This is a genomic window from Microbispora siamensis, from assembly GCF_016863095.1.
Taxonomy (GTDB): domain Bacteria; phylum Actinomycetota; class Actinomycetes; order Streptosporangiales; family Streptosporangiaceae; genus Microbispora; species Microbispora siamensis.
The window spans coordinates 432,561-444,185 of the sequence record NZ_BOOF01000004.1; the positions used below are offsets into that span (position 1 = coordinate 432,561).

The 11,625-nt window shown below is 71.4% G+C and carries 11 protein-coding genes; 6 read left to right on the forward strand and 5 right to left on the reverse strand.

The window, feature by feature from the left end:
- Nucleotides 1-109: 109 nt before the first annotated feature.
- The gene (locus tag Msi02_RS06380) at nucleotides 110-787 is read left to right on the forward strand and encodes a hypothetical protein (protein ID WP_204047467.1); all 678 of its coding nucleotides are present in this window, start codon (nucleotides 110-112) and stop codon (nucleotides 785-787) included.
- A complete protein-coding gene (locus Msi02_RS06385) occupies nucleotides 784-1,155 on the forward strand; it encodes a type II toxin-antitoxin system PemK/MazF family toxin (protein WP_204047468.1) in 372 nt (123 codons plus the stop codon). Before Msi02_RS06380 ends, Msi02_RS06385 begins: the two co-directional genes overlap by 4 nt.
- A 79-nt stretch (nucleotides 1,156-1,234) precedes the next feature.
- Here the strand turns inward: Msi02_RS06385 and Msi02_RS06390 are convergent, their stop codons facing one another.
- Nucleotides 1,235-2,764 (reverse strand): pectate lyase family protein, encoded by a 1,530-nt coding sequence (locus Msi02_RS06390; protein ID WP_239108164.1) that lies wholly within the window; start codon nucleotides 2,762-2,764, stop codon nucleotides 1,235-1,237.
- 270 nt (nucleotides 2,765-3,034) lie between these two features.
- Here Msi02_RS06390 and Msi02_RS06395 point away from each other — a divergent pair, with 270 nt between their 5' ends.
- On the forward strand, nucleotides 3,035-3,679 hold the full coding sequence (locus Msi02_RS06395; protein ID WP_204047470.1) for a TenA family protein: 645 nt from the start codon (nucleotides 3,035-3,037) through the stop codon (nucleotides 3,677-3,679).
- Here Msi02_RS06395 and Msi02_RS06400 read toward each other — a convergent pair.
- On the reverse strand, nucleotides 3,676-4,110 hold the full coding sequence (locus Msi02_RS06400) for an SRPBCC family protein (RefSeq protein ID WP_239108165.1): 435 nt from the start codon (nucleotides 4,108-4,110) through the stop codon (nucleotides 3,676-3,678). The two genes, Msi02_RS06395 and Msi02_RS06400, sit on opposite strands and share 4 nt — an antisense overlap.
- Before the next feature lie 27 nt (nucleotides 4,111-4,137).
- On the reverse strand, nucleotides 4,138-5,244 hold the full coding sequence (locus Msi02_RS06405; RefSeq protein ID WP_239108166.1) for a winged helix DNA-binding domain-containing protein: 1,107 nt from the start codon (nucleotides 5,242-5,244) through the stop codon (nucleotides 4,138-4,140).
- Nucleotides 5,245-5,290: 46 nt separating this feature from the next.
- On the opposite strand from Msi02_RS06405, the gene Msi02_RS06410 reads away from it, so the two are divergent.
- Nucleotides 5,291-6,454 carry a helix-turn-helix domain-containing protein gene (locus Msi02_RS06410; RefSeq protein WP_204047471.1) on the forward strand — a complete coding sequence of 388 codons (1,164 nt, stop codon included), beginning with the start codon at nucleotides 5,291-5,293 and terminating at the stop codon, nucleotides 6,452-6,454.
- A gap of 63 nt (nucleotides 6,455-6,517) precedes the next feature.
- On the forward strand, nucleotides 6,518-8,500 hold the full coding sequence (locus tag Msi02_RS06415) for a phosphocholine-specific phospholipase C (protein WP_204047472.1): 1,983 nt from the start codon (nucleotides 6,518-6,520) through the stop codon (nucleotides 8,498-8,500).
- Nucleotides 8,501-8,521: 21 nt separating this feature from the next.
- Here Msi02_RS06415 and Msi02_RS06420 read toward each other — a convergent pair whose 3' ends face one another.
- Nucleotides 8,522-9,106, reverse strand: a complete 585-nt coding sequence (locus tag Msi02_RS06420) for a Dps family protein (RefSeq protein WP_079316626.1) — start codon at nucleotides 9,104-9,106, stop codon at nucleotides 8,522-8,524.
- Nucleotides 9,107-9,376: 270 nt separating this feature from the next.
- On the opposite strand from Msi02_RS06420, the gene Msi02_RS06425 reads away from it, so the two are divergent.
- Nucleotides 9,377-10,546, forward strand: coding sequence for a mandelate racemase/muconate lactonizing enzyme family protein (locus tag Msi02_RS06425; RefSeq protein WP_204047473.1), 1,170 nt, complete (start codon nucleotides 9,377-9,379; stop codon nucleotides 10,544-10,546).
- 71 nt (nucleotides 10,547-10,617) lie between these two features.
- Here the strand turns inward: Msi02_RS06425 and Msi02_RS06430 are convergent, their stop codons facing one another.
- The gene (locus tag Msi02_RS06430; RefSeq protein ID WP_204047474.1) at nucleotides 10,618-11,625 is read right to left on the reverse strand and encodes a dihydrodipicolinate synthase family protein; all 1,008 of its coding nucleotides are present in this window, start codon (nucleotides 11,623-11,625) and stop codon (nucleotides 10,618-10,620) included.

Below are 11,625 nucleotides of genomic sequence, written 5' to 3' on the forward strand. Positions count from 1 at the left end.
GCTCCTCCCGGCATTGGTCGCCTCCGTCACTCATTGACGTGACAATGTGACGGTAAGTAATGTGCCCGCTGTAGTGGTGCAAGGTGGCGAGCGGGCCGGGAGGGGTACGGTGAGCATGCGGCTGATCAGGGGAGGAGCGGTGATCAGCATGCCCGTCGACTCGCCGAATCCTCTGGCCGGGGCCGTGCTGTCCATACTCGTGGCGGCGCGGGAGCTGAGTCTGCCAGTGACCGAGGCTCACCTGGTGGGGCTGCTTTATCTCACCGACGTCGCCGCCGTCGAGGCGGGGCATCCACCGATCACCGGGGCCACCTGGCGCCTCGGGCGCCGCGGTCCCTATGACCCCGCCCTTACGCGGGCCCAGGACTATGTGGTGGAGAGCGAGCTCGCGGAGCGCGGAGACGACGAATCCGCTGACCCGGAGGCGGGCGCGTTGTCCTTGACCATGGAAGTGGACGATCCTCTGGACCCTGACGCCATGAGATTCGTCCGCACGGTCGTGGCCCTGCACGGGGGAAAGGACACCGCTGTGCTTCGGACCGTGGTGGACGCGACCGTGCCGGTCGTCGAGGCGCAGGCGGGCGGAGAGTCGGGCGTCCTGCTCGACCTCAGCCGGGCACGGCGGCGCAGGCAGGCCACGGCGCTGCTCGCGCGAGCGAGGGCGAGGCGTGTGTCGATGCCTCCCGAGCACGGCGACCCCGGTGCCGGTGCGATCCTCAAGGAGGAGTTCCTGCAGACGCGAGACGCTCTGCGCCGCGCTAACGCGAAGGCCCTGGACGACCGGTGAAGTCGTTCGTTCGGAAGGGTGGTGTCTACTACGTCTCCGACAGATCGCTCACGATGCCGCCCAACGACCAGCGCAATCTTCACTCTCGGCGACCGGTCGTCGTCCTGAGTGGTGACGCGAAGAACCAGCAGTCGGACTGGGATTTGATCTACGTTGCGCCGTTGTCGACGGCCACGACCCTCAAAACCGAGTACTGCGTCAAGCTCGCCCAGGGGATCGCCAACCTGCCCAGTAAGTGCTGGGTGCGCACCGTCTGCGCACAGCCCTTTCTCAAGGAGGAGCTCGGCGACTATCTGGGGCAACTGCCACCGCAGTTGGTGGCACTGATCGAGGACAACCTGTTCGCCTACCTTGGCCTCGTCGACTGAGGGCGAGAGGAGGCCGCGGCGGGGTGGCCGCGGCCTCCGGGACTTCACAGGGACGTGCCGGTACCTGTGGGTTCTGGAACTAGATCTTGCCGGTGCCCGCGTTGGCGAGGACGTTCGCCTTCACGCCGCTGGGGTTGTCCACCGTGTACGAGTACGGGATGGAGGCGACGCGGCCGGAGGTCTGCGGCGTGCCGGAGTTCACGAAGTAGTTGTTGCGGGCGACGATCGACCCGCCCGGCGACGAGCCCTCGGCGGTGTGGGTGGGCTCGGCGATGTTCTCGAAGTAGTTGCCCTCGACGAGCACCCCGGCGCCGCAGGTGGAGGCGATGCCGTAGCTGTAGTCGGTGTAGGACGGGTCCTTGTAGTAGTAGTTGTTGAACACGTGGACCGGGTTGCCGAAGCGCACCCGCGGGTTGCGCTGGGCGCAGGTCTGGAACGCGTTGTGGTGGTACGTCACGCGCAGGTGCCCGGAGTCCTCGGAGCTGTTGCCGTCGCTGTGGCCGACGAGCGAGCACTTGACGTGGTCGTGCAGCTTGCTCCAGGAGACGGTGACGTAGTCGGAGCCGTGCGTGATGTCCAGCAGGCCGTCGTAGTAGTCCGTGCCGTGGCTGGTGTCGCTCGACAGGTCGTTGTGGTCGAGCCACACGCGCTTGGCGTTGTCGAGGTGGATCGCGTCGCCGTTGCCGTTGCCGGCCTGGACCTTCGAGATCTTCATGTTGCGCACGATGACGTTGCTGACGTCACGGATGTTCAGGCCGCAGCCGGTCAGCCCGGAGTTCGCGCCGACGCCGAGGACGGTGGTGTTGCCGCCCACCCGGACGTCCTCGGAGCAGGTGAAGTTGCCGTTCACCTGGACGATCTTCGCGGCGTCGCCCTTCACGGCGGTGGTGAGCGCGGTCAGGGAGGTGACCGTCGTCGTGGCGCCGCCTGCGCCGCCGGTCGTGCCGCCGCCCTGGGTCGCCCAGCCGATCAGCCCGGTGGTGGGCGGGGTGGTCGGGCCGCCCGTGGGCGTGGTGCTCGGCGTGGGCGACGGGCTTCTCGTCGGCGTGACAGTGGGGGTGGCCGTGGGCGTGCCGCTCGGGGTCGAGCCGGTCGGCTGGAGGGTCCACTGCTTGGTGGACACCGAGTCGCAGGAGTTCTGTTGCACCAGGGCACCCGAGGAGGTGGAGTTGTCCTTGGTGTTCAGGCACTTGTCGCTGTTGGCGTTGACCACCTGGTAGTTCGAGCCCGAGGCGGTGAGCTCCCAGGTCTGGGAGGACGCTCCGGTGCACGACTCCTGCTGGACGGCCTTGCCCGCGGAGGTGGAGGCCCCGGCGACCCCGGCGCACTTGCCGCTGTTGCCGGCGGCCAGGCGGAAGCCGCTGCCCTGGGACGAGAGGTTCCAGGTCTGGTTGCTCGCGCCGTTGCAACTGGAAACCGTGAGCTGCACGCCGTCGGAGGTGCTGCTGCCCGGAACGGTGAGGCACAGACCGCTGGCGCCGTTCACGATCCGGTAGGCGCCGGCACTCGGCGCCGCGTTGGAGACGCCGACGAACACGCCGCCGACCAGGGCGGCGACCCCGGCGAGGGTGCCGATCACCCCGACTCCGGTTCTGGTTCTGGTTCTCAAAGCCGAGCTCCTTGCATGTCGTGCAGGACCCCTGACCGAGGGGGTGACTCCTGGTCCCGCGAAGGGGGGGCGTTCATGAATGCGAACAGCATTCATGAGGAGGAACAACACGCATCAAATTACGGACCTGTTAAGCGCCGGTCAACGGATTCGCGCGGTGCGGGTTTCGAGCCGCCTCGTCGCTCACCCCGGTTGGGCAGGTGGAGGCGGACGGCGGTCCTCTGAGATCATCGTGAAACGTTCACGCCGGATCGCGGGGAAGGATGGCGAATGAGCGAGGGGCCAGGGTTCGAGACGCCGTTCAGCGAGTGGCTGCGGTCGGCGAGCGAGCCGGACTGGACGGCGGTGGTCACGCATCCCTTCGCCGCGGGGATCCATGACGGCACCGCCGACATGCGCCGCTACCTTGAGCAGGACTTCCAGTTCGTGGACTCCTTCACGGCGCTGCTCGGCGCCGCGGTCGCGGCGGCCGACACCTTCGAGGCGCGGGTGGCCGTGGGCCGCTTCCTCGGGCAGACCGTCGCCGACACCGAGCACAGCTACTTCCACCGCGCGCTCGCCGAGCTCGGGGGCGAGCAGGCCCCGCCGGAGCCGGTGACGGTCGAGTTCCGGGCCCTGATGGACGAGGTGCGCCTCAGCCAGGACTATCCGCTGATCCTGGCGGTGCTGTGCGTGGCCGAGTGGACCTACCTCGGCTGGGCCTCGCGGGCCATCGGGCTCCCGGCGGGCTTCGTCCATCGGGAGTGGATCGACCTGCACAGCGGGCCGGAGTTCGAGGCGTGGGTGGGCTTCCTGCGCGGCGAGCTCGACCGGCTCGGCCCCGGCCTCGACGAGAACGGCCGGGCCCGGGTGCTGGACGTCTTCCGCCGGGCGACCACCCTGGAGCGCCGCTTCTTCGACATGGCGCTCGGCTAAACACACAGGACGGCGAGGCGGCGCAGGGACACGCGCAGGAAGACCGCGCTCACCGGCCCGGCGACCCGCCAGCCGATCCGCCCCACCAGGCCGAGGGGCACGTGGAGGTTCTCCTCCCAGACGATCCTGCTCCCGCCGCCGGGACGGGGCAGCACGTGGAACCGCCCGACGCCGCGTACGACACGGCCGGTGTGGCGGACCTCCACCTCGTGTGGCGGCCGCCAGCCGGTGACGTCCATCGTGTCCACGAACGACAGCCGGCCGATCCCGGTGGCCGCCGCCAGCCTGCTGCCCCTGCTGTGGCCGTCGCCGGCGACCACCCACGCCCGGGTCAGCAGCATCCACTCGTGCTGCCGGGGCCAGTCGGTCAGCACGGCGAAGACCCGCTCCGGGCTCGCCTGCGCGTCCACCGCCACCGAGAGGATCTCCACCCCGTACGTCCTACCCAGGTGAGCGTCCTATCCCAGGAAGCGGATGTCGCGGGCGGAGGCGTCGCCGGCCGCGAACTCCAGCAGGCGCTCGCCCTCGGCCGCCAGCGCGTCGCGGGTGGCGGCGCCGAGTGGCGCGAACGGCTCGATCTCCAGGACCGCGGTCTCCCCGGCCCGCTCGGTCCGCCGCCGCTCGATCCGCTCCCGTTCGATTCGCCACAGCCCCGCGACGAACCCGTCGACCAGGATCGTCGCGCGGATGATCCCGTTGACCGTGAACACCCGCAGGCGGTGCTCCTCGGCCATCACCCGCGTCCGGTCGGCGTGCGAGAGCAGCAGGTTGTCGAACTCGGGCAGGAACCGCACCGGCGCCTCGGCGTCCGGGCCGGGCAGCGGCGCCCCGGGCAGGTCGAACAGCTCCACCCCGTTCTCGTCCCGGTAGGTGACCAGGTCGAGGCCCTTCACCACCGAGCGCAGCCCGGTCAGGCCCGACCAGGTCTGCATGTCCTTCACCGACGCCGGTCCGAAGGCGCGCAGGTAACGCAGCACCATGTCGCCGGCGGCCGAGCCGTCGCCGAGCGGTCGGCCCAGCCATGACTCCGCCGGGACGTGCCGCGCCTGGCCCGAGGCGCCCCACACGCCACGCGGCGGGACCTGCACCAGCGGCACGACCGCGCGTACGGCCTGGGCGAGCGCGTCGCGGCCCGGCCACCGCTGCCCGAGCAGTTCCTCCAGCTCCGCGAAGCTCAGTGGCCGCTCCTCCATCAGGGCGCGGGCGGCGCTCGCCACCTCGCCGAGGTCCACCCCGTCCAGCCGCCTGCCGTATGAGGTGCGCAGCAACCGGTCGAGGAGCGGCTGCATGACCGGGCGCAGGGCGAGGCAGTCGTCGGCGCTGACGAGATGGATGGTGCCGCGCATCAGCGCGATCCGTACGGCCGTGCGGTCGGTGAGCAGCCCGGCCAGGTCCTCGTGCCGGAAGTCCAGCAGGCGGGTCCACAGGCCGACGTAGGCTGGGAGAGGAGCCTGCGACTGCATGCCCACCAGGTGCTCGATCGCGGCCAGAGCCTTGACGTGGTGGCGGCTCAGCAGCATCTGGCGGTCGAGCAGCGCGCGGTTGAGCATACGTCGGGTCAGCACGCCGCAAACATAACGCCCGGCACCGACAGAACCGGGGGTGCCGCTGATGATCACTATTGACGTCCCGCTGTGGGCCGCCCGTCTGCGGGCGCTGCGCCGCGGCCGACTGTGGAGCCGCCGGGACCTGGAAGAACGGCTGACAGAAGTCGCGGGGGAGACCGAGCCCGGCCTGCCCGCGGACGCGGTGCGCGCATGGGAGGCGGGGGAGCGGCGGCCGGACCCCGGCCACGCGGAGCTGCTGTGCCGCGTGTTCGGCGTCGACGAGGCGGACCTGTTCGTCGGGCCGCAGTCGGGCACCACCCTGTGGCACCACCTAACCGGCATTCCGCTGGTGCCGGGCCTGTTCCCCGAAGAGGAGGAGGAACGGGTCGGCCGGGCCATCGAGCGCCCCTGGCGCGCCGACGCCGGCACGGTCGGCTACTTCGAGCGCGTGCTCGACGCCTGCGCCGTGCCGCACGCGCGGCCGGCCGATCTCGCGGCGGCGCTGCGGCCCGTCTTCGCGGGCATCGAGGCGTTCCGCCATGACGCCCGGCCGTCCGCGCGGGGGCCGCTGCTCACGCTCGCCACCCGCGACGCGGAGCTGATCAGCGGGATGGAGCACGAGGCGGGCGACGCGCCTGGGGCACGGGCCTGGTCCGACCGGGCGATCCGCGAGGCGCGCGAGACCGGCGACCCCCTCATCGAGGTCTTCGCGTTGATCCAGCGGGCTGAGCTGGTCGACGCCGCCGAGCCGGGCGAGATCGTCGAGGCGGCCGTGGCCGCCCGGGAGCGTACGGGCGTGCCGGCCGAGGTCGGGACGCTGTCCCGGCGGCGCGAGGCCCGGGCGCACGCGCTGGCGGGCGAGGTGGAGCTGTGCCACCGCTGCCTTGAGGAGTGCCTTGAGGAGTGCGCTGAGGGGTGCCTGGAGGAGCCGGGCGAGACGCGGGCGGAGCTGTGCGCGGGCTGCCTGGTCGACCTCGGCCGGCCGGGCGACGCCATCGAGCTCCTGGAGGGCGAGCCGGCCCCGGCCACACCCGCGTACCTCGCGGCGTACGTGCTGGCCCGCAAGGCGCACGCGTACGCCGAGGCGCACGAGCGGGACCAAGCGGCCGACCTCGCCCGGCAGGCGCTTTCACTCGCCCGCCGTGCCGGGGCCGCCCGAGCCCTGCGGGAGCTGGTCCGCGTCCACCTGCCGCCGCCCGCCGCCACGCGCAGGCGCGTGCTCGTGTGACGACGCGACGCTGTTAGGTTGTGGGCGTTTCGCGTGATTCCTCCCTCCTTTTAAGGGGCGCCCATGCCGGCCGGATCCTCGCTGCCGCCTTCCCTGCTCCGGGCGCTGGCCCGGCCGGTCCCGCCGGGGAGTCTGGACGACGTCGAGCACGTCGTCTTCGTCATGCTGGAGAACCGCTCGTTCGACCACTACTTCGGGCGGATGCGCGGGGTGCGGGGGTTCGGGGACCGCAACGCGGTGTCCACCCGGGCCTGGCGGCCGGTCTTCGAGCAGGACGGCGTGCTGCCCTTCTCCGTACGGGAGGCGGCCGAGCGGGCGGGGGCGGACCCGATGCTGCTCGACACGCACGACCACACCTGGCTCGGCACCCAGAACGCCTGGGCCATGGGCTGGAACGACGCCTGGGTGCCCAGCAAGGGGCCCGGCTCGATGGCCTACTACGACCGGCGCGATCTGCCCTTCCACTACGAGCTGGCCGACACGTTCACGATCTGCGACGCCTATCACTGCTCGCTGCTGACCTCGACCACGCCCAACCGCAACTACCACGTGACGGGTTACACGGGCTATGAGCCGGGGACCCGGCAGCGCGCGCTGGACAACGTCGCGTCCGAGGGGGCGGAGGGGCATCCTGGCTACGACTGGGTCACCGTGCCCGAGCTGTTGACGCGGGCTGGGCACACCTGGCAGGTGTACCAGGAGTGGGACAACTACGAGTGCAACAACCTCGAGTTCTTCCGGCCGTTCATGACCGTGATGGACCGGATCGGGCTGGGCAGCATGCGCTCGTTCTACGAGAAGGTCCGGGCGGCGGAGGACCCGGCGCCGCTGCTGGCGGAGCTGGACGCGCGGGTGGCCGCCCTGGAGCCGACCGACCGCGACCTCTACGACCGGGCGCTGCGCCGCGCCCCCGCGGGCGGCCTGGCGGAGTGGTTCGCCGCCGACGTGGCCGCCGGGCGGCTGCCCGCGGTGTCGTACGTCGTGCCCTCGCTCGCCGACTCCGAGCACCCCGAGGGGTCGTCGGCCGTGGAGGGCGGACGGGTCGTCTACGAGCTGCTCGACGCACTGGGCTCCCACCCCGAGGTCTGGGCGCGTACCGCCCTGTTCATCACCTACGACGAGAACGACGGCTTCTTCGACCACGTCCCGCCGCCGGTGCCGCCCGACGGCACTCCGGAGGAGTTCGTCGGCGGGCGGCCGATGGGCCTCGGCGTCCGCGTTCCCATGATCGTCGTGTCGCCGTGGAGCGTGGGCGGCCACGTCTGCTCGGAGACGTTCGACCACACCTCGACCGTACGGTTCCTCGAGCGCCGGTTCGGGATCGCGGCGCCCATCGGCGAATGGCGGCGCCGGGTGGCGGGCGACCTCACCTCCGCCTTCGACTTCGCCGCCCCCATGTCCCCGCCTCCCGTGACGGCCGTCGCCGAGCCCCGGCCGGCTCCCGCCGGTGACCGGTGGTATCCGCAGGTGCCCGCCGAGCAGCGGATGCCGGTCCAGGAGCCGGGGGTCAGGCCCGCCCGCGCGCTGCCCTACCAGCAGGACGCCGAGGCGGTCGTGCGCGGGCGGTCCGTGGAGATCGCGATGCGCAACTCCGGCGCGGCCTCCGCCCACTTCATCCTGTACGGCTACCTCGGCGAGCTCGCCAAGCCGATGCACTTCGACGTGCTCGGCGCGGCGGAGGAGGTGCTCTACTTCCCCTGCCCGTCGTACGACCTGGTGCTCGTCGGGCCGAACGGGTTCCGCCGGGAGTTCCGCGGCGGGACGGCCGACCCCGTGGAGGTGACCGGCGCGATCGACGCCGCCGCCCGCGCCGTCGTGATCGCCATGGCGAACCCGGGCGCCTTCCCTGTCGAGGTGTCGGTCACCCCGCTGGCCTACGGCGGTGCGGCGCGTACGGTCGGGATCGCACCGGGAGACACCGCCCGCGTGGAGTGGCGTGCGCCCACCGGCTGGTACGACCTGATGATCGGGGTGGCGGGGCACGACGGGTTCGCCCGGCGGCTGATGGGACACGTCGAGAACGGCCGCCCGGGCGTCACGGGGTGACGCCCGGGCCGGGAACGCAGCTCAGGCGCGGACGAGCGGTGTGTCCACGAGGTGCTCCGCGAGGAACCACGCCTGCAGCTCGCCCGTGCGGATGACCTGGGAGACGAGCAGGTCGTTGGTGCCGTCGTCGCCCATCTCGTCCGCCCGGGAGGCGGCGTCGTGCGCGGCGACCAGGATCGTCTCGTGCGCCTCCAGGAGCCGGGACAGCATGGCGGGCACCTCCTCCACACCGTCCGGCGGCCGCGGGATCACGGTCATCTCCGCCACCTGGCGCGGATCGCCGACCGCGACGCCGCCGAGGGTTTGGATGCGTTCGGCGACCGCGTCGATGATCGGCAGCTGCTCGCTCGCATGCTTGTCGAGAAGCAGGTGAAGCTGGTAGAAGGTCGGCCCCCGCATGAGCCAGTGATGCTTCTTGTACAGGCTGTAGAGGATCTGCGTGTCGGCCAGGACCTGGTTGAGCCGCTGGCAGGAGTACTCGCGCGTCTCCCTCGGCAGCCCGACCGGGAAGTCCCGCACGGTACCGAACGCCTGTATCTCGGTGCCCCTCTGGTGGAGCCAGGGCTGGCTGCTCTCACGGACTCTGGAGGAAGGGTTGACGCTCAAGATGTCTCTCCTCGCTCGATCGGTTTATGCCCAATAGGTAGTCTTTCGCCAGCCATGACCTCTAAACACCCTTCTGGGGCCTTTGTCGCCCGGCGACTCCGTCCGGCCTGGCACGGCGAGCCATGATCGGCGGCGGGCCGGCCGGAGGTGATCTCGGTGGCCCGCGGCGCGGCGCCGTGATCGGAAAGGCGTGGCACCGGAATTCATTCCATTGATTGGTCAAATATTTCCGACATACTAGGTTGGGGGTATTACGGCAAGGAAATACGAATGAATTCATTTGATGGGAGAATCATGGAGTCGCTGGTCGTCGAGCGGGTGGAGACGTTCGTCGTCGAATTGCCCTCCATCAGGTCGTTCAGCATTTCCGGAGGGAGCGTCACCACGGCGGGAAAGCCCGCGGAACGTGTCCTCGTCAAGGTGACGGCCGGCGGCGTGACCGGCTGGGGTGAGGCGACGCCGACGCCCTCCTGGACGTACGAGACCGTGGAGTCGATCTCGACGACCATTCACCGTTACCTCGCTCCGGTGTTGGTCGGACGGCCGGCGTGGGATCTGGACGGCGCCTGCGCGGCCTACGAAAAGGTGATCAACCGGGGCCTGACGATCGGCTCCCCCATCGCCAAGTCCGCGCTCGACATCGCCCTGCACGACCTGCTCGGCCGGGCCCTCGGGGTCCCCGTCGGCGTGCTCTGGGGCCAGCGCCGCCTCGACCGGATCCGGCTCGGCTGGATCGTGGCCGGGCAGGCCCCCGGCGAGGTGCGCAAGGCGGTCGAGGAGGGGCGGGCCGAGGGCTATCACGCGTACAAGGTGAAGGTGGGCCTGCACGACGAGGCGACGGACGTCTCGATCGTGGCGGCGGTCAGGGAGGCGGCGCCGGACGCGCCCATCTGGGTGGACGCCAACCAGGCCTACACCGTGGACGCCGCGCTGCGCATGGCGCGCCGGCTCGCGGAATTCGACGTGTCGGCGTTCGAGCAGCCGCTGCCCGCCAACGACGTCACCGGGCTGCGCAGGCTGCGTGACCACAGCCCGCTGCCGGTGGCGCTGGACGAGAGCCTGCGCCACCCGTCCGACCTGGCCACGTTCGTGAAGCTCGACGCGGTGGACATCGCCATCGCCAAGGTCCAGCGTTCGGGCGGGCTGACGCTCTCGCGGCGGCTGTGCCAGCTCGCCGAGGACGCGGGGCTGCGCATCATGGGGTCGGGACTGACCGACACCGATCTCGGGTTCGCCGCCTCGCTGCACCTGTTCGCGGCGTTCGGCGTCGACACCCCCGTCGATCTGAACGGACGGCAGTTCGTACGCTCGGCCTACGTCGGGGGGAGCACGGTGGAGGTCGTCGACGGCACCGCTCTGGTGCCGACCGGGCCCGGCCTCGGTGTCGAGGTGGACGAGGACGCGGTGCGCGCCCTCGCCTCGGCGCACTGGAGCGTCTGACGGCGGCTCCGGCCGGTCGCGGCCCGGGGCGGACGACCTGCCGCCCCGAGCCGCCGATCCGGGCGCCCGGCTCAGCGCAGCCAGTCGTCCAGGTTGGCGGCGACGAAGTCGTCGTCCACCAGCCAGGGATAGGCGGCGCGCACCCGGGCGATCTCCTCGGCCTGCCCCGGGGACAGCCCCTCGCCGGGGTCGAGGCACCACGTGCCGGCCAGAAGGCCCTGCCCGCGCAGCACCTCGTGGACCCCGGCGATGCAGCCGTGGAAGCCGCCGGCCACGTCGAAGACGGCGCCGTTGGCGTCGGTGAGGTCGGCGGCGCGGCCCAGCAGGGAGCGCAGGACCTCATCGTCCCCGGCCCACGCGCGCCGCACCTCCTCGAACATGAGCACGGCCGCGCGGGTCCACACCGCCCACTGGCCAAGCAGTCCGCCGACGACGCGGCGGCCCGCGATCGGCGTGAGCAGGTCGGTCAGGATGTTGTCGTCGTTGCCGGTGTAGAGCGCGATGTCGTCGGCCCGTCCGGACACGGCGACGGCCCGGACCACGTCGACCGTACGGTAGCGGTCGAAGGGCGCCATCTTGATCGCGACCAGGGACTCCTGCTCGCTGAGTGAGCGCCAGAAGGACGGGCTCAGCCTGCGGCCGCCCACCGCCTCCTGAAGGTAGAAGCCGATGACGGGCAGCACCTCGCCGACGGCCCTGGCCCGCTCCAGCAGTTCCGCTTCGCCGGCGCCCGGCACCTTCGGCGACAGCAGCACGGCGTGGTAGCCCAGCGAGGCCGCCAGCTCCGCCTCGGCGACGGCCTGGGCGGTGTCGCCGCACGCCCCGGCGACCAGGACGAACGGCCGGTCGGCCTCCTTCGCCACGACCTCGGCGGAGATCTCCAGCACCGGCCGGAGCAGCCCGACTTCGCGGATCTCGAACTGGGTCGTGTGCACGGCGACGGCCACCCCGCCCGCCCCGGAGGCGAGGTAGTAGCGGGTGAGCGCCCGCTGGCGGCGCTCGTCCAGCGTGCGCCCAGCGGTCAGCGCGAGCGGGTGGGCGGGGATGACCGTCCCCGCCCTGAGCAGGTCGAGCGACAT

Excerpts from the sequence above, each read along its gene's own strand:
- Msi02_RS06395 (WP_204047470.1), top strand. The coding sequence starts at position 3,035 with ATGAGCGAGGGGCCAGGGTTCGAGACGCCGTTCAGCGAGTGGCTGCGG.
- Msi02_RS06410 (WP_204047471.1), top strand. The coding sequence starts at position 5,291 with ATGATCACTATTGACGTCCCGCTGTGGGCCGCCCGTCTGCGGGCGCTG.
- Msi02_RS06415 (WP_204047472.1), top strand. The coding sequence starts at position 6,518 with ATGCCGGCCGGATCCTCGCTGCCGCCTTCCCTGCTCCGGGCGCTGGCC.
- Msi02_RS06425 (WP_204047473.1), top strand. The coding sequence starts at position 9,377 with ATGAATTCATTTGATGGGAGAATCATGGAGTCGCTGGTCGTCGAGCGG.
- Msi02_RS06430 (WP_204047474.1), bottom strand. The coding sequence starts at position 11,625 with ATGTCGCTCGACCTGCTCAGGGCGGGGACGGTCATCCCCGCCCACCCG.